Genomic DNA, 24,242 nt, shown 5'->3' with positions numbered 1-24,242 from the left:
ATCAGTCAGCCACGGTGGCTGGCGCGAACAGCGGCGTGATCTGGCTCTCGAGGCCGGGGTCAAGGATCAGCAGCACCTGGTCGCCCACCGCGACCGTGTCGCTGGGGGTCGGCACGAAACCACGGCCGGAACGCAGCACGGAGATCACAAGCGAGCCCTTGGGCAGCTGGATCTGCTCGATCTGCTTGCCCGCCGCCGGGGAGCCCTCGATCACCTCAAGCTCGATGATCTCGAGGTGCTCCTCCTCCAAGGCGAGCAGTTGCACCAGCCCGTGCTCGGGGACCTCGTGCTCGATCAGACGCATGATCAGCTGGGTCGCCGACACCGCGGGCTGGATCCCCAGCATCTTGAAATGCTGGTGGTTGCGCGGATTATTGACGCGCGCAACGATCCGCTGCACGCCGTACTTCTCCTTCGCCACCTGGCAGATCAGGATGTTGTCCTCGTCATCGCCGGTAACGGCGATCACCAGGTCGGCACGCTGGATACCCGCTCGCTCAAGCACCCACAGCTCGGTCGCATCGCCGTACTGCACCACGTGCTCGAGCTCCTGCTCGACAACCCGGAAACGATCGTGGTTGCGCTCGATCAGCGTGACCTCGCGATCCTTGTCGATCAGCTCACGCGCGAGGTTCCACCCCACCTTTCCGGCTCCAGCGATGATCACATACATGGGCTTCGGCTTCCAGCTGCCCTAGACGGCGAGCAGCGCTCGCTCGGCCTGGTCGATGGCGACCTGTGTCGGGCAGATCGTCTGCAACCCCTGCTCGGCATACCAGGCGGCGCGGCCTGGATCCGAGACACGCACCACCACGCGCGGCACCCGGAAGCGCCGCTGTGCGATCTGCGAGATCACCAGGTTCGTGTTGTCGCCGCTGGTCGCCGCCATGAACACGTCTGCCTGCTCGATCCCGGCAGCAACCAGACCGTCCACCTCGAGCGCGGTCCCGACCGTGAAACGGCCACCAGAGTCCTCCCAGCTGGAGGTCTCGTCGATGTCGAGACGGACGTGCGACAGCGGATCGACGTCCATGACCGACACCTCATGGCCGGCGTCAAGCGCACGCTTGGCGACCGCCGAGCCGACGCGGCCACATCCGACGATCAGGATGAACATGCCTGGAATGTACCGCCGATCACTGGCCGGGCACCCACAGCCGCCCACTGCGCTGTGCAGGCCCAGTGGGATCCGCCGGCTGCTGCTCCGTCGCGGCAGGCGTCGTGGCGCCGCCCTGCGCCTGCACGAAGGCGAGTTGCAGCTGGGCGACGGCGTCGCGAATGGCCTGCAACTGCTCAGGCGCGACGCGCTCGAGCTGCGGCATCAGCGCTGTGACCGAGTCGATCGCGAGCTGCACCTGGGCGGGGTCTCGCTCGTCCTCGGTGCCGGGCATGAGTCCGGTCCGCCGCATCCCGAGGTTGATCAGCGTCACGACATTCTCGAGCAGCACGTGCTCGACTCGCACGCGCTTGATCTCCTGTTCGTACGCCACCCGCAGCTGCTCCTCGGAGAGCTCGCCAGGGCCTGGTGCCTGCGCTGCCATCAGTTCACCTCCAGGGTGTTTTGAGCGCTTCCAGCATAGGTACGCTCCGTCTCCGCAACCGTCACCGCAAACGCCTCCTCGAGCGTCGCGCCTCCTGCCAGCAGGGTACGCTGGCGCTGGGCACCGTTGGCCGCCGGAAGTTCAACCGTGAGGCCCAGCTCTGAGCGTACCGGCTCGGTCCATGCGAGCAACCGGTCAATCGCCGCGCGCGCCGGATACGCCGTCGCCCGTTCGAGGTCGAGTAGCTGGCCGTCGAGCCCATGCCGGATTGCCCGCCACATGTTTTCCTCGATCAAACGCGGCGGCAGGTCACGGTGTGGGCGACGCTCGTCGACGTCGCGCGCCGCCTGCGCGACGCAGGCGAGGATCAGCGCGGAGAGCGCCGCCGATTCGCCGGCCGTGACCTGCGTGTCGCAGATCCGCACCTCCACCGTGCCGTAGGCCAGGTGCGGCCGCACCGACCACCAAACCTGGGTGTACTCGACGATCGAGCGCGTGTTGACCAGGAAGCTGATGTAGTCGGCGAAGCTCGTCCAGTCACCGAAAGCATCCGGGACCCCGCAGCGCGGGAAGCTCTTGGTGAAGATCTGCGAGCGCACGCTGTGAAGGCCCGTGTCACGACCCTCCAGAAACGGCGAGTTGGCCGAGATCGCCAACAGCATCGGCAACACCGGGCGCAACCGGTCGCAGACTGCAACCGCTCGGTCGGCGCCGCGGATGCCCACATGCACGTGCGTCGAGAAGGTGTTGTTGCGCCAGGCGACGTATTTGAGACCGTCCTCGACACGGTGGTAGTGGTCTGTGTTGATGATCCGTTGCCTGCGGTAATCGGCCCAGGGGTGGGTGCCGGTGGCGCCCAGCCTAACGCCCTGCGCGCGCGCCACCGCGAACAGCCGACGCCTGACCTCCCGCTGCAACTCGAGTGCCTGAGCATGCGTCTCACCGCGTCCCGAGCGAATCTCAATCTCGGAGGAGATCAGCTCCCCAGCCACCGCCTCCGCGAGGATCGGATCCTTGCCGGCCGCCGCAAGCAGATCCTCGAAGCGCTGGGTCAGATCGAGACTCCCCGCGTCGAGGATCGAGAACTCCTCCTCGAGGCCCACACTGAAGTCCGTTGCCTGCTCGAAGCGGGCAAAGCCACTGTCCAGGTCGATGTTGCTCACACCAGGTAGAAGTAGAGCGCGTAGAGCAGGTCGACCGCCGGGCTCGACGTATGCACGGTGACCTCGGGGGGCGTCCGCAACAGGCGCTCGGTGTAGTTGAAGATGACCCGCATCCCGGACGCCACCAGATCGTCGGCAACCCTCTGAGCCACATCTGACGGTACCGCCAAGACCGCTACGACCACGTCGTTATCGCGGATCGCCTCGCGCATGCCGTCGTAATGGCTTACGACGAGGTTGCCGACACGGGTACCGACCTTATCGGGGTCGGTGTCGAACAGCGCGACCACGTTGAACCCGTGGTCGGCGAAGATGTCCGAGCCGGCGATCGCCGTTCCCAGATTCCCGGCGCCAAAGAGGGCAATGTTGTGCTGCTCGGAGGTGCGCAGGATCTGACGGATCTCAGCAATCAGCGCCTCAACGTTGTAGCCCACTCCTCGTTTGCCGAACTTGCCGAAGCCGGAGAGGTCGCGGCGAATCTGCGTTGAGTTCACGTGCGTGTAGTCGGCGAGCTGCTGTGAGCTGATCGTCAGACTGCCCATCTTGCGCGCCTGTGTGAGCACCATCAGGTAGCGAGACATACGTGCCGCCACACCGAGGCCGAGCCGTTCGCCGGCGCCCGCGTCTTCCCGTCCCGCATCGGTCATTTCAACGCGTCACTGTACTGCGGGGCCGAGCGCACGTTCGAGTTCGTGCTCGTCGACGAAGAACTCGAAGCACTCGAGGCCGTCCACCGCGACGACCGGAATCCGCTCAAGGTAGCGCGCGAACAGGCGATCGTCCGACTCGATGTCGAGTTGCTCGAGCTCGAATGGGACTCGCTGGCGGACCCGACGCACCACCAGCAGCGCTTCCTCGCAGAGGTGGCATCCCGGCCTGGTGTAGAGCGTGACTCGTGTCACTGCGGGCGTTCGCCGCTGGAGTAGACGTCCAGTTCCAGGTAGGCCGGGAAGGGAGATGCGGGTGTGTAGCGTGCGGCGCTGGCGATCATCGCCGCGTTGTCGGTGCAGAGCTCGGCGGCGGGGATCTGCAGCTCTACGCCCAGTTGCTGGAGCGCGGCCCGGAGCGCCCCGTTGGCCGCTACGCCGCCACCGATCGCCAGCCGCGTGGCGCCCGTCGCCTCGAGCGCCCGCCGGACTCGGATCATGAGCGTCTCGACAATCGCGTGCTGGTATGACGCAGCCAGATCCGCCCGGCGACGCTGTGTCTCCGGCTCTCCGAGCTCGCGCACCTTGTAGAGCAGCGCGGTCTTCAGCCCGGCGAAGGAGAAATCGAGACTTTGCATCCGCCGGGCGGTCGGGAACGGAAAGGCGCCGGGGTCGCCCTCAGCGGCCAGCGCTTCGAGGGCCGCGCCGCCCGGATAGCCGAGCCCGAGTAGGCGCGCCCCCTTGTCGAACGCCTCGCCGGCGGCATCGTCCAGCGTCTGTCCGAGCAACTGCTGCACGGGGCCGTGGTCGCGCACGTCAGCCAACAGTGTGTGCCCGCCGCTCGCGATCAGCGCGAGAAACGGCGGCTCGAACCGGGCTGGAGCCAGAAAGCTCGCGGCGAGATGCCCGTGCAGATGGTCGACGGCAGCGAACGGCAGCTCGCGTGCAGCCGCGATCGCCTTGCCGGCGCTGAAGCCCACGAGCAGCGCGGCAACCAGGCCGGGGCCGCGGGTCGCGGCCACCAGCGTCACGTCGTCGAGCGTCGCGCCGGCCACCGCCAGCGCCTGCGAAACCACGACCGGCAGGAGCGACAGATGCTGACGCGAGGCGATCTCCGGCACCACGCCACCGAAGCGGTCATGCACGTGTTGCGAGCTGATCACGTTTGCGCGGATCTCGCCGTCTGGGGTGATGAGGGCCACGCAGGTGTCGTCGCAGCTCGTTTCGATCGCGAGGATCACCTTAGGCCTCCCAGGGCGCGCCAATCGCGCGCCACATGATGATCGCGTCCTCACCGTTATCGGCGTAGTAGCGGGGTCGGGTACCGACGCCGCGAAAGCCGTAGCGCTCATACAGCGAGATTGCACCGGTGTTGGAGACGCGCACCTCAAGCGTGTAGGAGCCGTCGACACCGCCCCTGGCGATCACCTCCTCCAGCAGCGCACTGGCGACGCCGCTGCGCCGGTGGGCGGGGTCCACGGCGATATTCATGATGTGCAGCGCCTCGTCGTAACGGGCACAGATCACGTAGCCGACGAGTCGGCCGCCGCGCCGCGCCGCCAGCGCTATCTCCGATGGCTTGGAGAGCTCGAGCACGAACATTGACAGCGACCAGGGCGCGGGAAAGGCCCGGCGTTCGATTGCGATCACCTGCGGCAGATCGCTGAAGTTGAGCGGCCGCACCGCGACGGTGGGCGTCTGGTCGCGTTCAGGCGTGCTCATCCGTGGACCGGCTCCGCGTCAGGCGCACGCAGGTACTCCGGCTCCACGCTGGCCGCCGCCGGCGTTGCCAGCGCGGCGATCCGGCAGTGCTGACGAGCGCTTATCCGGTGCCGCACGGAGTGATCCGGCGGGACCTCAACGCCAGCGCTCTCAAGCGCCGCCCGATATCTGACAGCGCCATCGCCGACGGCCAGCGGGTGACCGTGCCGCTGCGCAGCCTGCGCCGCTATAAGCGCCAGGCGCTCCGGCGAGAGCACCTGCGCAGGCCACGCGCCCTGCGCGTCCAGCGGATCCTGCCCCGGAGCCCAGCCAGCCAGATACGCCTCGCCACGACGCGCATCCAGCACCGCCAGAACCGGACGCTGATGCGCAGCCGACCCCAGCGCAAGCGCACGAAGCGACGAGACACCCACCAGCGGCAGACCGGTGCTGGTGGCCAGCGCCTGCGCCGTGGCAATGCCGATGCGAAGCCCGGTGAAGGTGCCCGGCCCGATCCCCACGGCGAGCCTGTCAACTCGCTCCCAGCCGGCGCCCGAACCATCGAGCAGCTCGTGCACGAGCGCGAGCAGACGGCGCGCGTGGTTGGGACGACCACCGGGCACCGGCTCGTCCACCGCAGCCAGGTCCACCACCTCGCGCAGACAGGCGTTGGCCTCGTCGTCAATGTCCTGCAGCGCCACCGCGGTCAGCGCCGTCGCGGTGTCAAAGGCGAGCACTCTCATGCGGCTTCGATGCTCCGACTCTCGCCGCCAAGATGCGCGAGCGTGACACGCATCGCGACGCGCCCGAGTCCTTCGAGCCACTCGCGCCCAGCGGCAGGCCACTCGACAAAGGTGACGATCGCTGCGCCGGTGTAGTCGGCGAGCAGATCTGGGTCCTCGTGTTCAAGCGAGGCGAGGCGATAGAGATCGACGTGAGCCACGTACTGGAGGGGCTGCGCCGCGCTGTAGCGCTGGCCGACCGTGAAGGTCGGGCTTGTGACCGGATCGGCCACGCCCAGCGCGCGCGCGGCGCCACGCACGAAGGTGGTTTTGCCGGCCCCCAGCTCGCCGCTGATCAGGACGATGTCGCCCGGCACAAGGCGCGCCGAGAGCGTCGCGGCAATGCGCTCAGTCTCAACCGCACTCGCGCTGGTAGTGCTGAACGGCAGGCTGACCATCCGAGAGGAGTCTATGCAGCGGGGCACTAAAACAGGCCAAGCTGATCCTGTTCCGCCGCAAGTGTCGGCGGCGGAACAGGCGGCGCAGGTTCCACAGCCGGCGCAGGCGGCCCGAGTGCGAGGATTTCCGGGATGCGGTGGAAGTCCTCACGCAGCATCGCAAGCGTCGACGGCGTGTACAGCGCAGCCGCTGGGTGATAGAGCGGATAGAGGCGCACGGTGCGCGGACCGATCGCGCGGACCTCGGCCTGGCCGTGGATCCTTGAGATCCCCGTCGGCTCACCGCGCAGCAGCTTGGTCGCGAAGTTGCCGAGCGTGCAGACCATCGTCGGCTCGATCAGCTCCAACTGCCTGTCCAAGAAGTGCCGACACGCATCCAGCTCGTGCGGATACGGATCACGGTTTCCCGGCGGCCGGCACTTGAGTGTGTTGGCGATGAACACGTCGTCGCGCACCATGCCGATCTCCTCGAGCAACTGCGCCAACAGCCGCCCCGCCTGCCCCACGAACGGCAGCCCTTGGAGATCCTCGTTGGCGCCTGGCGCCTCACCCACGAACATCAGCTCGGCGTCGGCGTTGCCCGCGCCGAAGACCACGTTCGTGCGTGTCTCGTGCAGCTTGCAGGCGACACAGCCCCTGGCCTCGTGGTAGACGGCTCTCAGCAGCTCACGACGCTCCGCTGCGCTTGCCATGCCACGACGGTAACATCTCAGACAGGCCGTCACCTCGTTTCAGAGGGATGGACCAGGAGAGATGCCAGCCACAGAAACCACCGGCAGCGGGCGCCGGATCGCGATCGTGGGCGCCGGCCGGCTCGGCTGCGCCCTGATCTCCGCCCTGCGCGCAGCCGCTAATCCAACCCTGGAAGCGGTTGGGCCGTTGGGCCGGGGTGCCGACGCCGCGGGCTGCGAGGTTGCGCTGTTGTGCGTGCCCGACCGCGAGATTGCGGCGGCCGCTGCTGCGCTCGCCCCAGGCGTGATCGCCGGGCACTGCTCCGGCGCCCTGGGTCTCGAGCCGCTCGCCCCTCGCGAGTGCTTCTCGCTGCACCCGCTGATGACCTTCACCGGCCAAGAAGCCGGTCTGCCCGGAGGCAGTCTGCGAGGCGTCACGGCGGCGCTCGACGCCAGCAGCGACCGCGCGCTGGCGCTCGCTGAGGAACTGGCCCGCGCCCTGGCGATAAGCCCTGTGCGGATCGCGCGCGAGGACCGCGTCGCCTACCACGCCGCCGCCTGCATCGCCTCCAACTTCCTGGTCACGCTCGAGGCCGCGGCCGAACGGCTCGGGGCAAGCGCCGGCCTGAGCCGCGAGATGCTCGCGCCGCTCGTGCGCCAGACGGTCGAGAACTGGCTGGCGCTCGGTCCGAAGCGGGCCCTGACCGGGCCGGTGGCCCGTGGCGATGCCGAGATTGTCGCGCGGCAACGCGCGACAATCTCGGCACGCGCTCCTGACCTGCTGGAGCTCTTCGACGCGCTCGTCGCCGCGACTGGGGAGCTCACGTGAGGACACTGCACACGGTCGCCGAGCTGCGTAGCGCGCTGGCCCAGCCGCGGCGCGAAGGTCGTCGGGTCGGACTGGTGCCAACGATGGGCGCTTTCCATGACGGGCACCGTTCGCTGATGCGCCGGGCCCGGGACGAGTGCGGCCTGGTTGTGGTCTCGCTGTTCGTCAACCCGGCCCAGTTCAACGAACAGTCGGACCTCGACACGTACCCGCGCGACGAGCGGCGCGACGCGATGATCGCCGCGGAGGAGAACGTCGACCTCCTGTTCGCGCCCACGGCGGCTGAGATGTACCCGCAGGGCTTCGCCACAACCGTGCATGTCGGTGGGGTCGCCAGCGGGCTGGAGGGCACGCAACGCGGCCCCGGGCACTTCGACGGCGTGGCCACCATAGTCACGAAGCTGTTCACGATCGTCGCCCCGGACGTCGCCTACTTCGGGCAGAAGGACGCTCAGCAGGTTTCGGTTGTCCGCCAGCTCGTGCGTGATCTCAACCTACCGCTGGAGATCGTCGCGTGCCCGACCGTGAGAGAGTCAGACGGCCTCGCGATGTCCAGTCGCAACGCGCTGCTCGACCCCTCGGAGCGACAGCGTGCGGTCGCGCTGTACGGCGCGCTGAACGCCGCCCAGGAGCTGGTCAGCGGCGGCGAACGCAGCGCCACGACGATCCTCGCCGCCGCCGCCGCCGCGCTCGCGCAGGCCTCGCTCGACCCCGACTACCTGGCGCTCGTCGACCCATCCACGTTCGCCGCCGTCAGCTCGGTGGACGGTCCGACGCTCGCGCTGGTCGCGGCTCGCGTGGGGTCGGTGCGCCTGATCGACAACCAGCTGCTCGTTTGAGGAGGAAAGGACCATGCAAGTCACATTGCCTGCACTGCACGAGAAGTACGAGCGCGGCGAGCCGCTCGTGATGGTCACCGCCTACGACTTTCCCGGCGCCCGCGCGGCGGAGGCGGCCGGCGTCGACCTGGTGCTGGTCGGCGACTCCGGCGCCGAGATGGTGCTCGGCTACCCGTCAACTGTCGGTGTCAGCACCGAGGAGATGCTGATGTTGACGGCAGCCGTGCGGCGGGGTCTGCACGACCCGTTTCTGATCGCCGACCTGCCGTTCGGCTCCTACGAGGCCTCGGACGAACAGGCGGTTTTGACCGCGGCGCGGTTCGTCAGAGAGGCGGGCGCACAGGCGGTCAAGCTCGAGCGCGGCAACGCGACGTCGGTTGCGCGTGCGCGGGCGATCGTGCAGGCGGGGATACTGGTGATGGGCCACGTGGGACTCACACCCCAGAGCGCCACTGCGCTGGGCGGCAACCGCGCCCAGGGCCGCAGCGGCGCCGCCGCAACGCGGATCGCTCAGGAGGCACTGGCGCTCCAGGAGGCCGGCTGCTTTGCGATCGTGCTCGAGGCGATACCCGCCGCTGTAACCGAGGAGCTCGTGCGCCTGCTCACCATCCCGACGATCGGGATCGGCGCGGGACCAGCGACCGCGGGCCAGGTGCTCGTGCTCCACGACCTGCTCGGAATCCGCGAGGGGACCGGAGCCCGCTTCGTGCGGAGCTACGCGAATCTCGGACCCGAGATGATCACGGCGCTCGCCGCGTATGCCGACGACGTGCGGGAGCGGCGCTATCCGGCAGCTGAGCACTGCTACACGATCGACCCCAGCGAGCTGGCCGAGTTTCGCACCGCGCTTGGCAGGCCATAAGATCCACCGGGTGAACTATTTTCAGCTGTTCGACGAGGCCAGCCGCAACGTCCTGGCCAGCGCTGCGCTGCTCGAGCAGCTGCTCGACGACTACCCGGACACGCGGGGGCTCGCCAAGGAGATCCGCGACCGCGAGCACGAAGGCGACCGAATCACACACGAGATCCTCTACCGGCTCAACCAGACCGGAGAGGCACCGATCGACAGCCAGGACGTGCTGGGCCTGGCGTCAGCGCTCGACGACATCACCGACTACGTCGACGAGGTGGCGGACTATCTGGGCCTCTACCGCATCGAGGCGCCGATGGAGCAGGCCGTCCAGCTGGCGGCCGTCCTGCACCAGGCCGCCGTACAGATCGCAGACGCGATGGCGCGACTGCCCGGATTCGCGGACATATCCACCCAGACGGTGGAGATCAACCGCCTCGAGAACGAGGGTGATCGTATCAGCCGCGAGGCAATCGCGTCGCTGTTTCACGGCGGCATCGACCCGATGGTCGTGATCCGCTGGAAGGACCTGTTCGAGCGCCTGGAGAACGCGATCGACGCGACCGAGCGCGTCGCTCACATCCTCGAGGCGATCGTCATCAAAAACTCCTGATGACCCGCGCCGGCGCGCCCGCCGCAACCGAGAAGGGCGGGATGTCTTCGGTCACCACCGAGTTGGCGCCGATCACGCAGCGCTCGCCTACGGTCACGCCGCTGGTGATGACCACGTGCGCGCCGCACCAGACGTTGTCACCGATGCGCGTCGGCCCCTTGCTCGTGAACCCCTGCCAGGGCACCGGCCGCTCGCGGTCGTCGAAGCGGTGGTTGGCGTCGGTGACCACGCAGCCGTTGGCGAACATGCAGTGCTCGCCGATCTCCACCAGCTCGAGCGCCGCCACCATGACGCCGAGGTTGAGCATGCTGCCGGAGCCGATCCGCACGCGCGCCGGCGCCGGCATCGTGATCCAGACGTGCGGCTCCAGCAGCACGTGCTCACCCAGCTCCAGGCGACCGTCGCGCAGCGCCTCGAGCACCTCGCCGTGCAGTGGCCAGCGCGCGTAGGCGCGCCGCCTGGCCAGTTCGTAGTTGACCGCCAACCGGTTCCACGGCAGCGCGTGGCGCTCGTACCAGCGCCACCGCTGTAACCACAGACGCGCGTCGGCGGGCTTCACACCCCGACCACCGCCGGCGCCCCGCCCCGGGAGCCCAGCAGAGGCGCGAGGAAGCGCCCCGTGTAAGAGCCGGCCACCAACGCAAGCTGCTCCGGTGTTCCGGCGCCGATCAGCCGACCGCCCTCATCCCCGCCTTCCGGGCCGAGATCGATCAGCCTGTCTGAAACCTTGATCACGTCGAGATTGTGCTCGATCACAACCACCGAGTTGCCGGCGTCCACAAGCCGCTGCAGAACCTCCAAAAGCCGCTGGATGTCGGCGAAATGAAGCCCCGTGGTCGGCTCGTCGAGGATGTAGATCGTGCGGCCGGTCGCCACTTTGGCAAGCTCCGCGGCGAGCTTCACGCGTTGCGCCTCACCCCCGGAGAGGGTGGTCGCCGGCTGCCCGAGCCGCATGTAGCCAAGACCCACATCGACCAGGGTCTGCACCCGGCGCCTGATCTTGGGGATGTGCGCGAAGAACTCCAGCGCCTCGGCGATCGGCATCTCGAGCACGTCGGCGATCGTCTTGCCCTTGAAGCGCACCTCCAGCGTCTCACGGTTGTAGCGTCTCCCATGGCACTGCTCGCAGGGGACGTAGACGTCGGGCAGGAAGTGCATCTCGATCTTGATCTGGCCGTCGCCCTTGCAGACTTCGCAGCGTCCGCCCTTCACGTTGAACGAGAAGCGGCCCGGCTTGTAGCCACGTGCGCGCGCCTCCGGTGTGCGCGCGAACAGGTCGCGGATCTGATCGAAGAGCCCGATGTAGGTGGCCGGGTTCGAGCGCGGCGTGCGCCCGATCGGCGACTGGTCCACCGAGATGATCTTGTCGAGCTGCTCGAGGCCGCTGATCGAGCGGTGCGCGCCGGCGCGCACGCGCGCCGACCCCAGCCGGTTGGCGACCGCCTTGTAAAGCACCTCGTTGACGAGCGTCGACTTGCCCGAACCCGACACCCCGGTGACGCTGCAGAGGACCCCGAGCGGGATCTTCACGTCGATCTCCTTGAGGTTGTTGGCGGACGCTCCGCGGACCTCGATGTAGCCACTCGGCCGCCGGCGGCGTTTGGGAACCTCGATGTAGCGCTCGCCCGAAAGGAACTGCCCCGTGAGCGAATCCGCCACCCGCGCGACCTCCTCGGCGGTCCCCTGCGCGACCACGTGCCCGCCGTACTCGCCCGCCCCCGGTCCGATGTCGAGCAGGTGGTCGGCGGCGCGCATCGTGTCCTCGTCGTGCTCCACCACCAGCACCGTGTTGCCGAGGTCGCGGAGCCGCTCCAATGTCGCGATCAGCCTGTGGTTGTCGCGCTGGTGCAGGCCGATCGAAGGCTCGTCGAGGATGTAGAGCACCCCCACCAGCGAGGAGCCGATCTGCGTCGCCAGCCGGATTCGCTGTGCCTCCCCACCGGACAACGTGGCCGCTGCCCGCTCCATGCTGAGGTAGCCGACGCCGACGTTCTCGAGGAAGCTCAGCCGCTCCTCGATCTCGCGCAGGATCAGGTGAGCGATGCGCCGGTCGTGCTCGGTGAGCTCCAGCTCCCTCACCCAGGCGAGCGCCCGCCGGGCCGACAGTGCGGTGAGCTCGTTGATCGCCATGCCGGCCACCAGCACCGCGCGTGACTCGGGTCGCAGGCGCGCCCCGCCACACTCGGGACACGGCCGCAACGTCATGTACTCCTCGATCTTCTCCTTCACGAGCTCCGACTCGGTCTCGCGGTAGCGGCGCTCCAGGCCGCGCACGATCCCCTCAAACGCCGTCGAATAATTGCGCCGGCGGCCGAAACGGTTGCGGTAGGCGACCTGAAAGCGCTCGCCACCGGTGCCGTAGAGAAAGAACTCGCGCTGCTCCACCGGCAGCTCTGCCCAGGGCGTCTCGGGGTCTATGTCGTAGCGCTCGCAGAGCGCCTGCGTCAGCTGCTCGTAGTACTCAGAGGCGCTCGCCGCCCAGGGCGCGATCGCGCCCTGCGCAATCGACAGCGAGGCGTCCGGAACCACCAACTCCGGGTCGATCTCCATCTGCGAGCCCAGACCCGTACAGCGCGGGCAGGCGCCGTGCGGAGAGTTGAAACTGAAGATCCTGGGCTCGAGCTCCACCAGGCTGGGCCCGTGCTCGGGGCAGGCGAACTTCTCGCTGTAGAGCGTGATCTCGCCCGAGTCAACCTGTTCGACCTCGACCAGACCACCGGCCAGCGCGACCGCTGTCTCGACCGAGTCAGCCAGACGCTTGCGCAGATCATCCTTCATCACCAGCCGGTCGACGACGATCGAGATGTCGTGCTTGAACTTCTTGTCGAGTGAGATCTCCTCGTCGAGCCGCCGCAGCTCGCCGTCTATCTTGGCGCGCGTGAAGCCCTCGGCGCGCAGCTCCTCGAGCTGTCTGCCGTACTCCCCCTTGCGACCCCGGACGAGTGGCGCCATCACCTGAAAGCGCGTGCCCTCCGGCAGCTCCATCACCTGGTCGATGATCTGCTCGGCGGACTGGCCGGCGATCGGCCGGCCGCAGATGTGGCAGTGCGGCTTGCCAACCCGCGCCCACAGCAGCCGCAGGTAGTCGTAGATCTCGGTCACGGTGCCGACCGTCGAGCGCGGGTTGCGTGAGGTCGTCTTCTGGTCGATCGAGATCGCCGGCGAGAGCCCCTCGATCGAGTCCACGTCGGGTTTGTCCATCTGACCCAGGAACTGCCGCGCGTACGCCGACAGCGACTCCACGTAGCGACGCTGCCCCTCGGCGTAGATCGTGTCGAAGGCGAGCGAGGACTTGCCAGACCCGGAAAGCCCGGTGATCACCGTCAGCGAGTCCCGTGGGATCGCCACCGAGATGTCCTTGAGGTTGTGCTCGCGCGCGCCGGTGACAATCAGCTGATCCACAGCTTGGATCATATGCGAGCGAACAGACGTTCCCCCGGCGGCCGCTGCCGCTTCAGCGACGCCGCCGGCCAGCGGGCCGGCGGCGGCAGGACTCTAGGCTCGCTGCAGCTCGCGCTTGAGGTCGCGGATCTCGTCCCGCAGCCTGGCCGCGTACTCGAAGCGCAGGTCCTCGGCGGCGGCCAGCATCTCCTCCTCGAGTTCGACGATCTTGCGCTCGATCTCGGCGGGCTGAAGCTTTGCGAGCTCCTCGCGTTGGCGGCGCCGGCGGGACTTCGGCACCTTGGCCTCGGACTGCAGGAACTCGGCAATGTCGGAGATGCCCTTGGTGATCGTCTCGGGCGTGATCCCATTGCGCTCGTTGTAGGCGACCTGAATCGCGCGGCGGCGGTCGGTCTCCTCGATCGCGGCGCTCATCGCCGCCGACTGCTTGTCGGCGTACATCAGCACCTTGCCATCGACGTTGCGGGCGGCGCGGCCGATCGTCTGGATCAGGCTCGTCGCGCCCCGTAGGAAGCCCTCCTTGTCGGCGTCGAGGATCGCCACCAGGCTCACCTCCGGCAGGTCGAGACCCTCACGCAGCAGGTTGACGCCGACGAGCACGTCGAAGTCGCCGAGGCGCAGCTCGCGGATGATCTGGATGCGCTCGAGCGTGTCGATCTCCGAGTGCAGGTAGCGGACCTTGAAGCCCATCTCGAGCAGATAGCCGGTGAGGTCCTCGGACATCTTCTTGGTCAGGGTTGTGACCAGCGTGCGCTCGTCGCGCTGCACGCGCACGCGGATCTCGTTCATCAGGTCGTCTATCTGGTTGGTGGTCTCGCGGACCTCGATCTCCGGGTCGACGATCCCGGTGGGACGCACGATCTGCTCCACCACCAGCTTTGAATGGGTGCGCTCGTACTCGCCGGGCGTGGCTGAGACGAAGACGATCTGCGGGGTGATCGAGAGGAACTCCTGAAAGGTCTGGGGGCGGTTGTCGAGCGCCGACGGAAGCCGGAAGCCGTAGTCCACGAGCGTCTGCTTGCGGCTGCGGTCACCCTCGTACATGCCGCCGATCTGCGGCACCGTCTGATGGGACTCGTCGATGAAGCAGACGAAGTCGTCGGGGAAGTAGTCGAGCAGGCAGTAGGGGCGCTCGCCGGGCTTGCGGCCATCGAGGATGCGGCTGTAGTTCTCGATGCCGCTGCAGAAGCCCATCTCGCGCAGCATCTCCATGTCGTACTGGGTGCGCTGCCTGAGGCGATGGGCCTCGAGCAGCTTGCCCTGGGCCTCGAGCTCGGCGCAGCGCTCGTTCAGCTCGGCGCCGATCTGCGCGACCGCGTCCTCGATCTGGCCCTCCCTGACGTTGTAGTGCGAGGCGGGCCAGATCGCGACGTGCTCGATGTCGTCCTCGAGCAGCTCGCCGGTCACCGGGTCGAAGTGCTGCAGATGCTCCACCTCATCACCGAACATGCTGATCCGGTAGGCGGTCTCGGCGTAGGCGGGCCAGATCTCGAGCGTCTCGCCCCGCACCCTGAAGGTGCCGCGAGCGAGCGCCGTGTCGTTGCGGCTGTACTGGATCGAGACGAGCTTTCTGAGCAGGGCGTCGCGGTCGATCATCGAGCCCTTTACCAGGGTCTGCAGGTTCTCGTCATAGACCTCGGGGCTACCGAGCCCGTAGATGCTCGACACCGACGCGACGATCAGCACGTCCCGGCGCGCGAACAGGGCGGCGGTGGCGGCGTGCCTGAGCCGGTCTATCTCCTGGTTGATCGCCGAGTCCTTCTCGATGTAGAGGTCCTTGCTGGGGACGTAGGCCTCGGGCTGGTAGTAGTCGTAGTAGGAGACGAAGTACTCGACCGCGTTGCGTGGGAAGAACGTGCGGAACTCGTTGCACAGCTGCGCGGCCAGGGTCTTGTTGTGGGCGATCACGAGCGCCGGGCGGTCGACCGCCGCGATCGTCGCCGCCATGGTCATCGTCTTGCCGGTGCCGGTCGCACCGAGCAGCGTCATCATCCGCTCGCCCCGCTCGATCCCCTCGGCCAGCGCGCTGATCGCCTGCGGCTGGTCGGCCGTGGGACTGAAGACGGAGTCGAGCTCGAAGCCGGGCATTGCTAGATCGTGATGCTAGCCGCCGTCGCGGGAGCGCAACTCGTCGACCAGGGAGCGTGCGATCCGTCCGATCGCGGCGTCTATCGCTCCTGGTTGCGCGACGCTGCCCGGATCCTTGCGGGTGAAGACCGCTACCTGCACAGTGTGGTCGAACCCAGAGGCGATCCTGGTCATGGCCAACTGGCGACCCATCGCCTCACGAACGCGGCGGCACGCCTGCGCGGGCGCCGCCGCGTCGGACCAGATCGCCTGCAGCAGCGCAACCATCTCGGCCGCCGTGGTGCGTGTTGCGCGAGTGGGATCCAGTGCGGTGGCCTGTGCGACCCGATGCCTGATCTCATCTGCCGATGGCGGCCCGTTCACAGTGGGGTCATGTTCGACCAACGCCGCGTATGTGGCAAACCCTGCGTCGGTCGCGATCTGCTCGAGCATCTGCCGAAGGTCACTACTGATGACCGTGCGTTCCATGCCGAACTGAGTCAGAAGCCAGTTGAGCTGCTCGAGTCCAACGAGCCCGATCAACTCATCGGTGGCTGCGTTGTCGCTGATGGTCAGCATCCCGAGAACCAGGTCGCGCACCGACATCGTCACCTCATCCAGCATCAAGGAGATGCCCGTCGGGCCCGGTGTGCGGCCAGCCGGGAGCATGACTCTGCGCTCAGAGCCGTCGAGTCGACCGGTCGCCACCAGCGTCTCAACAGCCAACGCAACCTGAACCTTCATGACCGACGCAGGGCTGACCAGCGCATGCTCCGCGAGCCCGATCCCCGTGCCGCCGCCAACTGGCGCCGCATACCACGACCCGCGTAGGCCAAGGGCAGCCACCACATCCAGTGCGTCCACCGCCGAAGTATCGACGAACGCCGGCCGGAGAGTCGGGCCTGTAAAAACTCCGCGGAGTTGTGGTTGCGCCATCAACTATCTCGGTCGGGGCGTTGAAAACTGGCGATCCCCACCGGACAGATGTCGCAGGCGAGGCCGCGTTCCGTCCGGTGGCGGTGCCATGATACGAACATGTGTTCGATGAGGGTTGATGGGTTGGGGCGTGGCGCGAGCGGCGCGGACACGCGCACGAGCGTGCAGACGTCGCTGGAGGTGCTCGAGTACGAGATCTGTGTGCTGGCCGCGCGCCTGGCGTCGGAGACGTGCCGGTGGTTGCTGCTGGTCGCCGAGTTCGACGCGCGCGAGGGCTGGGCCGCGTGGGGTATGAACTCGTGCGCGGAATGGCTCTCATGGCGCTGCGGGATAGGCATCGGCGCCGCACGCGACCACGTGCGCGTTGCGCGCATGCTGGGTTGCCTGCCGCTGGTGCAGGCGGCCTTTGCCGCTGGCGAGCTGTCCTACAGCAAGGTGCGCGCGCTCACACGCGTGGCAAGTGAGAAAACCGAAGCCGAGCTGGTCGAGCTGGCCAAGCATGCCACGGGTGCGCAACTGGAGAAGCTCTGCGGGAAGTACGGCCAGGCGTTGCGCGCCTCGTGCGAGCAGGCGAAGGCGATCAACGAACGGCAGGCCCTGTACCTGCACTGGGATGACGACGGCATGCTGGTCGTACAGGGGCGGCTCGCACCCGAGGACGGGGCGGCGTTGATGCGTGCGCTGGAGCGGGCCGCGGAGTCGGTTCCGGCCGACACACAGGAGCTCGGTACCCCCGCTGTTAGGGCCCAGGCGCTGGTGGGCCTGGCAACCGGTGGGGGCCAGGACGTCGAGCTCGTCGTGCATGTCGACGCACAGACGCTCACAGCGGAGGAGATCGTGCAGCAGGCCGAGATCGAGGGTGGGCCGGTGCTGGCGCCGGAGACGGTGCGGCGCCTGGGGTGCGACGCGGCGGTGGTGGCGATCATCGAGCAGGACGGCAAGCCGCTTTCGGTGGGTCGCAGAACGCGCGCGATCCCGCCGGCGCTGCGGCGAGCGCTGCGCAGCCGCGATCAAGGGTGCCGCTTCCCGGGGTGCACGCACACTCGGTACCTGCACGCTCACCACATCGAGCACTGGGCGCGAGGCGGAGCGACGGAAATCGACAACCTGCTGGCGCTCTGCTCGCACCACCATCGGCTGGTGCACGAGGGCGGCTACGCGGTGACGGGGCGGGCAGGCGACGAGCCGGAGTTCCGCGGACCGGACGGGCGGCTGATCGCAAGCGTCTGCGCGGCACCGAAGTTGACTGAGATGCAGGCGGTGCTGGGAGCCGAGGCGATCGGGCCCGAAAGCTGCCGACCGCTGTCGGCTGGCGACGGGCTCGATTACGAGATGGCCGTTGGCTGGCTGATGTGGCGGGAGGATCAGCCGCTGTAGCCGAGCTGGTCAGCGTAGCGGCGGCGGTAGGCGCGTTGCTCGGAGAGCACCTCGCTCACGTAGGCGCGGGTCTGGGAGAGCGGGATGTCGCGGGTGAGGAAACGACGGTGGGCGGCGCGTGCGGCTGACAGCCAGTCATCCACGTTGGTCTCGCCGCCGTTGTAGGCAGCGAGCGCGAGCACCGTGCTGCCGGAATAGGCGTTCAGCAGGTAGCGCAGGTAGTAGGTGCCGTAGGCGATGTTGACCGCTGGCGCGTCAAGGTCAGCGAGCTGGAAGTGGTGACCGCCGGAGCGGCGGGCGAGGAATCTGGCGGTGGCGGGCTCGATCTGCATCAGCCCCTCGGCGCCAGTCGGAGACGGGCGCGGGCGAAAGCGCGTCTCCGCGTAGATGACCGCGGCGACCAGCGCGGGGTCGAGGTGCTTGGCAGCCGCCTGCTGGCGGATGATCGGCGCGTAGCGCAGCGGCAGCTCGAAGTGCTCGATCACGCGCGTGGCCAGCGGCCAGGCGGCGATCACAAGGGCAGGCACACCGATCAGAGCGACGAGCGCCAGCACTCGCCGCCGCCAGATTCGGCGCCGGCGGCTGACAGGTCTCAGCGTTGCGACCATCGCTCCTTCAGCATGACAAGGATCGCCGACAGTTTGACCTCGAGTTCGGCGAGGTCGCCGTCGTTCACCACCACGTATGTCGCACGCGACGCCTTGTCCTCCTGGGAGAGCTGGCGGCGCTCTCGCTGCGTGAGCGCGCGATCGTCACGGTCGTGGGCGCGCGACCCGCGCAGCCGCTCATCGGCCACAACGGCGATGGTCGCGTCATACATCCCTTCGCTGCCGGACTCGAACAGGAGCGGCACCTCAACCACGAGCGCCGCGGGCGGCGAGGCACCGCCAGCCAGCGTGGCCGCGCGCCACTCGTCCACGCGCTGGCGCACCAGCGGCCACAGCAGCTGCTCGAGCCACTCCCGGTCGCCACCCGCACCGCCCGCGTCCGCCGCAAACACGCGCTGTGCGAGCGCCGAACGGTCAACGACGCCGTCGGGCGCGACCCCCGGGCCGAACCGTGCGACCACGGCGTCGCGGACGGTCGAGGAGCCGTAGAGCTCGTGGACGACGGCATCGGTGGAGATCGTGGCGGCGCCGAGCCGTGCAAGGATCTGCAGAGCGGTCGACTTGCCGGCGGCTAGGCCGCCTGTGAGACCAACAAAGGGCGGCACGGCGCTGACCGTACCGCCCTCGCGAACTCCGGATCTGCCGCTCGTGGGCCGGACCTAAGCCTCGGGCTCGTCGGCCTCAGCGGCCTCAGGCTCGTCGGCCTCAGCGGCCTCGGGCTCGGCGGCCTCGGGCTCGTCGGCAAACACTTCCTCGGACAGGCCGAGCTCGGGCATCTGCTCGAACTCGGACGCGTCGATCGGCTCCTGATCGATCTCGTCGGCGCCGGGAGCGACGATCGGGCGCACCGGGAGGACCTGGCCCTCCACACGTTTGATCGACAGCGAAAGCCGACGGCGTTCGGAGTCGATCTCGAGGATCTTCACCCGAACCGGATCGCCCGGCTGGATGATCTCACGCGGGTTCTCCACGTGGTGCTGAGCCAGCTCGGAGATGTGCACGAGACCCTCGACGCCGTCGAGTATCTCCACGAAGGCGCCGAAGGTGACGACCTTCGTGACGGTCCCCTCGAGCTCGTCGCCGATGTTGTAGGTGTCCACGACACGCTGCCACGGATCCTCCTGGGTCTGCTTCAGGCCCAGTGAGATGCGCTGGCGCTGACGGTCGATGTCGAGCACCTTCACCGACACCGTGTCGCCGATGTTGAGGATCTCCGAGGGGTGGTTGACATGCGACCAGGAGAGCTCCGAAATGTGGATCAGCCCGTCGATGCCGTCAAGGTCGACGAATGCTCCGAACTCGACAATGTTGGAGATCACACCCTCCACGACCTGGCCCGGCTGCAGGCGGTCGAGGATACGCTCGCGATCCTCCTTACGCTGCTCCTCGAGTACCGCACGACGCGAGAGCACGACGTTGTTGCGCGAACGGTTGAGCTCGATCACCTTGCACTCGATCGCGGTGCCCATGTACTCGTCGAGGTTCGGCACCCGGCGGATGTCGACCAGCGAGGCGGGCAGGAAGCCGCGCACGCCGAGGTCGATGATCAACCCGCCCTTGACGACCTCGATCACGGTGCCCTCGACCGGCTCGCCGGATTGCGCGGCGGCCTCGATCCGGCGCCACGCCTTCTCGAAGCGGGCGCGCTTCTTGGAGAGGATCAGCCGGCCATCCTGATCCTCCTTGGTCAGGACCAGCGCATCGACCTCCTCACCGAGCGAGACCTCCGAGCTGGGATCGACGGATTTGCGAATCGAAAGCTCGTTTGAGGGGATGACGCCCTCGGACTTGTAGCCGATGTCGACCAGGACCTCGTCGTTGTCGATACGGACGACGTGGCCGGTGACGACATCCCCTTCGGAGAAGGGGTGAATGGTGGCGTCGTAGTTGGGGACGATCTTGCCGTCGATCTCGAGCAGCAGGCCGTTGGAACCTGGCACGACCTTGACGTCCGCCTGTTCGGTGGGGTTGGGGGCTGTAAGCGTTGACATGTGGACACTTGAGTGTAGCCGCAGGCGGCCCGCGCCGGACTGCCATCAGGGCTTTTATCATCCCGCCCTGTGCCCATAAGAGCGACCAAGCGAGGGACCGAACGCACGCGGCTGGAGCGCGACTGTGACGTGCTGATCTGCGGCGCAAGCTTCGCCGGCCTGGCGGTCGCGCGCGAGCTGGCGGGCACCGGCGCGCATGTGCTCGTGGTTGACCGCTACGAGATCGGCGAGCGCCAGACATCGGCCTGCGGCATCCCGACGGGGTGGCTTCAGGCGCTCGAGCTGATGGGCTCGCACCGGCAGGAGTTCGGCGAGCTAGTGATCCACTCGCCCCACGCAACGGCGCGTTACCAGCTCCCGTGGAGCTTCTCCACCTTCGACTACCGCGAGCTCTGCGCGCTACTTGCCCAGCAGGGCAGCTTCGAGTTCGAGACCGCCAAGGTGGAGGGACCGCCGCCAGCGAACTCCGAGGCCATGCACGTGGTCAAAACCGACCGTGGTGAGATCCGCGCGCCGCTGGTCGTGGACGCGCTCGGCTGGCGCCGCGTGCTCGGTCGGGGCGCGCCGATCCAACCACCCGACGCCTACCTATCACGCGGTCTGGAGGTGCATCCCCACGGCCGCGGCGAGGAGCTGGAGATCTGGATCGACCGCCGCTACGTGCCCGCCGGCTACGGCTGGAGCTTCCCGGCAGGCGACGAGCTGCGCATCGGCGTCGGCTCGTTCGACCCCCGCTTTCACGTCAAGGACCCCACCGTCGCACTCGCCCGTGACCTCGAACGCGACCCGAGCGGCTATCAGGGCAACTGGATCCCGCACCGCATCCGCGAGGCGACCGAGGGCGGCATCTTCTTCGTGGGTGATTCGGCGGGCCACTGCCTGCCGCTGACCGCCGAGGGGATCCGGACCGCGTTCTATTTCGGCATCGCCTGCGGTCGCGAGCTCGCCGACGTCGTCGCCGGGCGCCAGAGCAGGGCGGCGGCGCTGGCCCGCTACGGCGCCTTCAGCGCGGCGCACCGCTGGCAGTACGAGTGGATGCTGCGTGTCCAGCGGCTGATCCCAAGGGTGCCACCGAGGGTGCTGGGACCGGCGCTCACCGGCATGAGCGTGAAACGCTTCGTGGACTGGTCCTTCAGCCACTACCTGGCGATCGCCCACCCCGACTACGTGTCAGCCCACGGCGACAGGGCGCGGGCCGGCGCTCACTTGGCCGCCAGCCAGTCGCCCCCGATGCCCGCCTCGACGGCCAGCGGCGGATCCATCGCGTAGGCACCCTCCATCGCGTCAATCGCGAGCGCGCGCACCTGCTCGGCCTCGGCGGCGGGGCCCTCGAACAGCAGCTCGTCGTGGATTTGCAGGATCAGCCGCGAGCGCAGCCCGGCGGTGCTGAGCGCCGCGTGGGCTCGCACCATCGCCACCTTCATGATGTCCGCCGCGGTGCCCTGGATCACCATGTTGACGGCGAAGCGCTCGCCCTGCTTGCGCATCTCATAGCGGCGGGAGCGCAGCTCCGGCACCTGGCGCCGGCGCCCGAACAGGGTGGAGACGTAACCCTGCTCGGTGCCCTGCGCGATCGTCTGCTCGATGAAACGCTTGACCGCCGGGAAGCCGTCCAGGTAGCGCTGGATGAACTCGTCGGCCTCGCTCTGCGGGATGTCCAGGCGGTCGGCCATCCCGTAGGCCGAGAGCCCGTAGACGATCCCGTAGTTGATCATCTTCGCCTTCGAGCGCATGCCGGAGTCGATCTGGTCGGCCTCGACGCCGAAGACGCGCATCGCGGTGGCGGTGTGGACGTCCGCGCCGCGGCGGAAGATCTCCTTGAGCACGTCCTCGCCGGCGATCTGCGCCAGCAGCCGCAGCTCAACCTGCGAGTAGTCGGCGCTGACCAGCAGGTTGCCGGGCTCGGCCACGAAGCAGGCGCGGATCTCGCGGCCAAGCGGCGTGCGGATCGGGATGTTCTGCAGGTTCGGGCTGTTGGAGGAGAGCCTGCCGGTCGCCGCCGCCGTCTGGTTGAAGGTTGTGTGGACACGGCCATCGGCCGCGATCAGCTGCGGGAGCGCCTCCAGGTAGGTGGCACTCAGCTTTGTCAGCTCGCGCCAACGCTCGATCCTTGCGACGATCGGGTGCTCGTCACGGATCGCCTGCAGCACGCGCGCATCCGTGCTGTAGCCGGTCTTGCCGCGGCGCTTACGCGAGAGCCCGAGCTTGCCGAAAAGGATCTCCTCCAGCTGCCGCGGCGAGGCGAGCGTGAACTCCTCCCCGGCCAGCTCGAAGATCTCCTGCTCGGTGGCCTGCGCCTCCGCCCTGACCTTGGCCGCGATCGCCGCGAGCCGCTCGGTGTCGAGCTTCAGCCCGGCGAGCTCCATCTCGCGCAGGATGCGGACCAGCGGCAGCTCGACATCGTCCATCAGCTCGGTCAGGCCCCGCTGCGCGAGCTGCTCGCGCTGCCAGCCCGCGAGCTCATCGAGCAACACCGCGTCGGCCGCGGCCGGCTCAAGCTCTGCCGGCGCGGCCAGCCCGCGCTCCTCCACGAGCTCGCGCAACGGGTAACCGCGGCGAGCCGGCTCGAGCAGGTAGGCGGCGATCTCGGTGTCGTGAGCCAGCCGCGCCGGAACCGTCCCCAGCGACTTGGCGTCGTGGGCGCTGACCGGATGGGCGCCGAGCGCAGCGACCACCTCGGCGGGATCGCCACAGGCCCCTGCCAGCACCTCCGTCAGCGGGCCCGCTGGCCCGCTGACGGCCAGACCGAAGCGCCACTCGCGCTCCTGCCCGAACAGCGCTCCCTCCGGCACCTCGGGGGCTCGCAGCGCCAGCGCGACGCGGGCGTCCGCCGCCAGCTGCGCGATCTCGTCCACGGCGACTGCGCGGCTGGGCACGGCCGCCGCAGCAGCGGCCGCGGCGGCCGTGGACGACGATGCGGGCGCGGCCGCATCGGGGGAGCCGAGAGCCTCCTCCAGGCGGCGCAGCGGGTCGCGCAGCTCGAACCGCCGGAAGGTCTCGCGCAGACGCGAGCGATCGGGCGCACGGGCGGCCAGCTCGTGCAGATCCAGCTCGAGCGGGATGTCACGCTTGGCGGTTGCCAGCTGCTTTGACAGGCGTGCGTCGTCGGCGTGCTCTACCAGGTTCTCCTTGCGCTTGGTGCCTGAGATCTGGTCGATCGATGCCAGCACCTGTTCGAGCGTGCCGAAGCGTTGCAGCAGCTCGGCGGCGGTCTTGTCGCCGATCCCGGGCACGCCCGGAATGTTGTCGGAGGTGTCGCCCTTGAGGCCGATGAAGTCGGGCACGAGCGCCGGCGGAATGCCGTAGCGGTCGATCACAGCCTGCTCGTCGTAGAGCTTCGTGTCGGTGATCCCGCGCCCCGGGGCCATGATCCGTGTCGTCTCGTCGACCAGTTGGAAGGCATCGCGGTCGCCGGTCAGGATCACCACCGGCAGTGGCCCGCCGTCGGGCCCGGCGTGCTTGGCCAGAGCGGCCAGCGACGCGATCACGTCGTCGGCCTCGTAGCCCTCGACCCGCAGGTTGTGGTAGCCGAACGCCTCGATCAGCGGCTCGAAGTTCGGCCACTGCTCCTTCAGCAGATCGGGGCGGCTGGAGCGCTGTGCCTTGTACTGCGGGTAGAGCTCCTTGCGTCCGGTGTAGCCGCCATCCCAGACCACGACCGTGGGCCGTTCGCCGTATTCGGTCAGCACCTTCACGAGCATTGACGCCAGCCCGAAGATCGCGTTTGTGGGGATGCCGGTGGAGGTCGCGATCGACTCGGGCAGCGCAAAGAAGGCGCGATAGGCGAGGCTGTTGCCGTCGATCAGCAATAGGGTCATGTGCGGCTG

25 protein-coding genes and 1 pseudogene are annotated in these 24,242 nt (G+C 68.2%); 6 read left to right on the top strand and 20 right to left on the bottom strand.

The window, feature by feature from the left end; all coding sequences use genetic code 11:
• Position 1: 1 nt before the first annotated feature.
• The 12 genes and pseudogenes from M3M54_RS16690 to M3M54_RS01115 all read right to left on the bottom strand — a co-directional run bounded on the left by M3M54_RS16690 (position 2) and on the right by M3M54_RS01115 (position 6,924).
• Positions 2–304 carry a TrkA C-terminal domain-containing protein gene (locus M3M54_RS16690; protein ID WP_256465835.1) on the bottom strand — a complete coding sequence of 101 codons (303 nt, stop codon included), beginning with the start codon at positions 302–304 and terminating at the stop codon, positions 2–4.
• 27 nt (positions 305–331) lie between these two features.
• Positions 332–676, bottom strand: a pseudogene (locus tag M3M54_RS16685) (TrkA family potassium uptake protein); the annotation flags it as partial.
• An 18-nt stretch (positions 677–694) separates the two neighbouring features.
• Positions 695–1,117, bottom strand: coding sequence for an NAD-binding protein (locus M3M54_RS01160; protein ID WP_249020362.1), 423 nt, complete (start codon positions 1,115–1,117; stop codon positions 695–697).
• Positions 1,118–1,136: 19 nt separating this feature from the next.
• Entirely contained in the window at positions 1,137–1,541 is a 405-nt protein-coding gene (locus M3M54_RS01155; protein ID WP_249020361.1) for a hypothetical protein, read from the bottom strand.
• Complete coding sequence (locus M3M54_RS01150; RefSeq protein ID WP_249020360.1) at positions 1,541–2,704, bottom strand: YbdK family carboxylate-amine ligase; 1,164 nt, start codon at positions 2,702–2,704, stop codon at positions 1,541–1,543. The genes M3M54_RS01155 and M3M54_RS01150 overlap by 1 nt, the downstream gene beginning before the upstream one ends.
• The gene (locus M3M54_RS01145; RefSeq protein ID WP_249020359.1) at positions 2,701–3,351 is read right to left on the bottom strand and encodes a redox-sensing transcriptional repressor Rex; all 651 of its coding nucleotides are present in this window, start codon (positions 3,349–3,351) and stop codon (positions 2,701–2,703) included. The genes M3M54_RS01150 and M3M54_RS01145 overlap by 4 nt, the downstream gene beginning before the upstream one ends.
• A gap of 9 nt (positions 3,352–3,360) precedes the next feature.
• Positions 3,361–3,606, bottom strand: coding sequence for a glutaredoxin family protein (locus M3M54_RS01140; protein WP_249020358.1), 246 nt, complete (start codon positions 3,604–3,606; stop codon positions 3,361–3,363).
• Positions 3,603–4,592, bottom strand: a complete 990-nt coding sequence (gene tsaD / locus M3M54_RS01135) for a tRNA (adenosine(37)-N6)-threonylcarbamoyltransferase complex transferase subunit TsaD (protein ID WP_249020357.1) — start codon at positions 4,590–4,592, stop codon at positions 3,603–3,605. The genes M3M54_RS01140 and tsaD overlap by 4 nt, the downstream gene beginning before the upstream one ends.
• Position 4,593: 1 nt before the next feature.
• A complete protein-coding gene (rimI, locus tag M3M54_RS01130; protein WP_249020356.1) occupies positions 4,594–5,073 on the bottom strand; it encodes a ribosomal protein S18-alanine N-acetyltransferase in 480 nt (159 codons plus the stop codon).
• Positions 5,070–5,795 carry a tRNA (adenosine(37)-N6)-threonylcarbamoyltransferase complex dimerization subunit type 1 TsaB gene (gene tsaB, locus M3M54_RS01125; protein ID WP_249020355.1) on the bottom strand — a complete coding sequence of 242 codons (726 nt, stop codon included), beginning with the start codon at positions 5,793–5,795 and terminating at the stop codon, positions 5,070–5,072. Before tsaB ends, rimI begins: the two co-directional genes overlap by 4 nt.
• Complete coding sequence (tsaE, locus tag M3M54_RS01120; protein WP_249020354.1) at positions 5,792–6,232, bottom strand: tRNA (adenosine(37)-N6)-threonylcarbamoyltransferase complex ATPase subunit type 1 TsaE; 441 nt, start codon at positions 6,230–6,232, stop codon at positions 5,792–5,794. The genes tsaB and tsaE overlap by 4 nt, the downstream gene beginning before the upstream one ends.
• A 26-nt stretch (positions 6,233–6,258) precedes the next feature.
• The gene (locus M3M54_RS01115) at positions 6,259–6,924 is read right to left on the bottom strand and encodes a uracil-DNA glycosylase (RefSeq protein WP_249020353.1); all 666 of its coding nucleotides are present in this window, start codon (positions 6,922–6,924) and stop codon (positions 6,259–6,261) included.
• A 61-nt stretch (positions 6,925–6,985) separates the two neighbouring features.
• Between M3M54_RS01115 and M3M54_RS01110 the strand changes: the two genes are divergently transcribed.
• The 4 genes from M3M54_RS01110 to M3M54_RS01095 are packed head-to-tail and all read left to right on the top strand — an operon-like array spanning position 6,986 to position 10,034.
• A complete protein-coding gene (locus tag M3M54_RS01110; RefSeq protein ID WP_249020352.1) occupies positions 6,986–7,732 on the top strand; it encodes a Rossmann-like and DUF2520 domain-containing protein in 747 nt (248 codons plus the stop codon).
• Positions 7,729–8,571, top strand: coding sequence for a pantoate--beta-alanine ligase (gene panC / locus M3M54_RS01105; RefSeq protein ID WP_249020351.1), 843 nt, complete (start codon positions 7,729–7,731; stop codon positions 8,569–8,571). Before M3M54_RS01110 ends, panC begins: the two co-directional genes overlap by 4 nt.
• A 13-nt stretch (positions 8,572–8,584) precedes the next feature.
• Positions 8,585–9,433 carry a 3-methyl-2-oxobutanoate hydroxymethyltransferase gene (gene panB, locus M3M54_RS01100; protein WP_249020350.1) on the top strand — a complete coding sequence of 283 codons (849 nt, stop codon included), beginning with the start codon at positions 8,585–8,587 and terminating at the stop codon, positions 9,431–9,433.
• 10 nt (positions 9,434–9,443) lie between these two features.
• On the top strand, positions 9,444–10,034 hold the full coding sequence (locus tag M3M54_RS01095; RefSeq protein ID WP_249020349.1) for a DUF47 domain-containing protein: 591 nt from the start codon (positions 9,444–9,446) through the stop codon (positions 10,032–10,034).
• Here M3M54_RS01095 and M3M54_RS01090 read toward each other — a convergent pair.
• From M3M54_RS01090 to M3M54_RS01075, 4 genes are all read right to left on the bottom strand, one after another.
• The gene (locus M3M54_RS01090; protein WP_249020348.1) at positions 10,021–10,593 is read right to left on the bottom strand and encodes a DapH/DapD/GlmU-related protein; all 573 of its coding nucleotides are present in this window, start codon (positions 10,591–10,593) and stop codon (positions 10,021–10,023) included. The genes M3M54_RS01095 and M3M54_RS01090 overlap by 14 nt on opposite strands.
• On the bottom strand, positions 10,590–13,448 hold the full coding sequence (uvrA, locus tag M3M54_RS01085; RefSeq protein ID WP_371878608.1) for an excinuclease ABC subunit UvrA: 2,859 nt from the start codon (positions 13,446–13,448) through the stop codon (positions 10,590–10,592). The genes M3M54_RS01090 and uvrA overlap by 4 nt, the downstream gene beginning before the upstream one ends.
• Positions 13,449–13,529: 81 nt before the next feature.
• Positions 13,530–15,524 carry an excinuclease ABC subunit UvrB gene (uvrB, locus tag M3M54_RS01080; RefSeq protein WP_249020346.1) on the bottom strand — a complete coding sequence of 665 codons (1,995 nt, stop codon included), beginning with the start codon at positions 15,522–15,524 and terminating at the stop codon, positions 13,530–13,532.
• Between the two features lie 15 nt (positions 15,525–15,539).
• Positions 15,540–16,367, bottom strand: a complete 828-nt coding sequence (locus M3M54_RS01075) for a serine hydrolase (protein WP_249020345.1) — start codon at positions 16,365–16,367, stop codon at positions 15,540–15,542.
• A gap of 180 nt (positions 16,368–16,547) precedes the next feature.
• Between M3M54_RS01075 and M3M54_RS01070 the strand changes: the two genes are divergently transcribed.
• Positions 16,548–17,816, top strand: coding sequence for an HNH endonuclease signature motif containing protein (locus M3M54_RS01070; RefSeq protein WP_249020344.1), 1,269 nt, complete (start codon positions 16,548–16,550; stop codon positions 17,814–17,816).
• Here the strand turns inward: M3M54_RS01070 and M3M54_RS01065 are convergent.
• From M3M54_RS01065 to rpsA, 3 genes are read right to left on the bottom strand one after another with little or no spacing between them, the layout of a single operon-like run.
• The gene (locus M3M54_RS01065) at positions 17,804–18,424 is read right to left on the bottom strand and encodes a lytic transglycosylase domain-containing protein (RefSeq protein WP_249020343.1); all 621 of its coding nucleotides are present in this window, start codon (positions 18,422–18,424) and stop codon (positions 17,804–17,806) included. The genes M3M54_RS01070 and M3M54_RS01065 overlap by 13 nt on opposite strands.
• Positions 18,409–19,029 (bottom strand): dephospho-CoA kinase, encoded by a 621-nt coding sequence (gene coaE / locus M3M54_RS01060; RefSeq protein ID WP_249020342.1) that lies wholly within the window; start codon positions 19,027–19,029, stop codon positions 18,409–18,411. The genes M3M54_RS01065 and coaE overlap by 16 nt, the downstream gene beginning before the upstream one ends.
• Positions 19,030–19,083: 54 nt before the next feature.
• Positions 19,084–20,415 (bottom strand): 30S ribosomal protein S1, encoded by a 1,332-nt coding sequence (rpsA, locus tag M3M54_RS01055; protein ID WP_249020341.1) that lies wholly within the window; start codon positions 20,413–20,415, stop codon positions 19,084–19,086.
• 69 nt (positions 20,416–20,484) lie between these two features.
• Between rpsA and M3M54_RS01050 the strand changes: the two genes are divergently transcribed.
• Positions 20,485–21,684, top strand: a complete 1,200-nt coding sequence (locus M3M54_RS01050; RefSeq protein ID WP_249020340.1) for an NAD(P)/FAD-dependent oxidoreductase — start codon at positions 20,485–20,487, stop codon at positions 21,682–21,684.
• Here M3M54_RS01050 and polA read toward each other — a convergent pair.
• Positions 21,618–24,233 carry a DNA polymerase I gene (polA, locus tag M3M54_RS01045; RefSeq protein WP_249020339.1) on the bottom strand — a complete coding sequence of 872 codons (2,616 nt, stop codon included), beginning with the start codon at positions 24,231–24,233 and terminating at the stop codon, positions 21,618–21,620. The two genes, M3M54_RS01050 and polA, sit on opposite strands and share 67 nt — an antisense overlap.
• Between the last annotated feature and the right edge of the window lie 9 nt (positions 24,234–24,242).

Origin of the sequence: Conexibacter sp. S30A1 (assembly GCF_023330665.1) — a bacterium.
GTDB lineage: Bacteria > Actinomycetota > Thermoleophilia > Solirubrobacterales > Solirubrobacteraceae > Palsa-465.
This window is presented reverse-complemented; position numbering and strand designations above follow the sequence as displayed.

Excerpts from the sequence above, each read along its gene's own strand:
- M3M54_RS16690 (WP_256465835.1), bottom strand. The coding sequence starts at position 304 with ATGCGTCTGATCGAGCACGAGGTCCCCGAGCACGGGCTGGTGCAACTG.
- M3M54_RS01160 (WP_249020362.1), bottom strand. The coding sequence starts at position 1,117 with ATGTTCATCCTGATCGTCGGATGTGGCCGCGTCGGCTCGGCGGTCGCC.
- M3M54_RS01155 (WP_249020361.1), bottom strand. The coding sequence starts at position 1,541 with ATGGCAGCGCAGGCACCAGGCCCTGGCGAGCTCTCCGAGGAGCAGCTG.
- M3M54_RS01145 (WP_249020359.1), bottom strand. The coding sequence starts at position 3,351 with ATGACCGATGCGGGACGGGAAGACGCGGGCGCCGGCGAACGGCTCGGC.
- rimI (WP_249020356.1), bottom strand. The coding sequence starts at position 5,073 with ATGAGCACGCCTGAACGCGACCAGACGCCCACCGTCGCGGTGCGGCCG.
- tsaB (WP_249020355.1), bottom strand. The coding sequence starts at position 5,795 with ATGAGAGTGCTCGCCTTTGACACCGCGACGGCGCTGACCGCGGTGGCG.
- tsaE (WP_249020354.1), bottom strand. The coding sequence starts at position 6,232 with ATGGTCAGCCTGCCGTTCAGCACTACCAGCGCGAGTGCGGTTGAGACT.
- M3M54_RS01115 (WP_249020353.1), bottom strand. The coding sequence starts at position 6,924 with ATGGCAAGCGCAGCGGAGCGTCGTGAGCTGCTGAGAGCCGTCTACCAC.
- M3M54_RS01110 (WP_249020352.1), top strand. The coding sequence starts at position 6,986 with ATGCCAGCCACAGAAACCACCGGCAGCGGGCGCCGGATCGCGATCGTG.
- panB (WP_249020350.1), top strand. The coding sequence starts at position 8,585 with ATGCAAGTCACATTGCCTGCACTGCACGAGAAGTACGAGCGCGGCGAG.
- uvrA (WP_371878608.1), bottom strand. The coding sequence starts at position 13,448 with ATGATCCAAGCTGTGGATCAGCTGATTGTCACCGGCGCGCGCGAGCAC.
- uvrB (WP_249020346.1), bottom strand. The coding sequence starts at position 15,524 with ATGCCCGGCTTCGAGCTCGACTCCGTCTTCAGTCCCACGGCCGACCAG.
- M3M54_RS01070 (WP_249020344.1), top strand. The coding sequence starts at position 16,548 with ATGAGGGTTGATGGGTTGGGGCGTGGCGCGAGCGGCGCGGACACGCGC.
- M3M54_RS01065 (WP_249020343.1), bottom strand. The coding sequence starts at position 18,424 with ATGGTCGCAACGCTGAGACCTGTCAGCCGCCGGCGCCGAATCTGGCGG.
- rpsA (WP_249020341.1), bottom strand. The coding sequence starts at position 20,415 with ATGTCAACGCTTACAGCCCCCAACCCCACCGAACAGGCGGACGTCAAG.
- polA (WP_249020339.1), bottom strand. The coding sequence starts at position 24,233 with ATGACCCTATTGCTGATCGACGGCAACAGCCTCGCCTATCGCGCCTTC.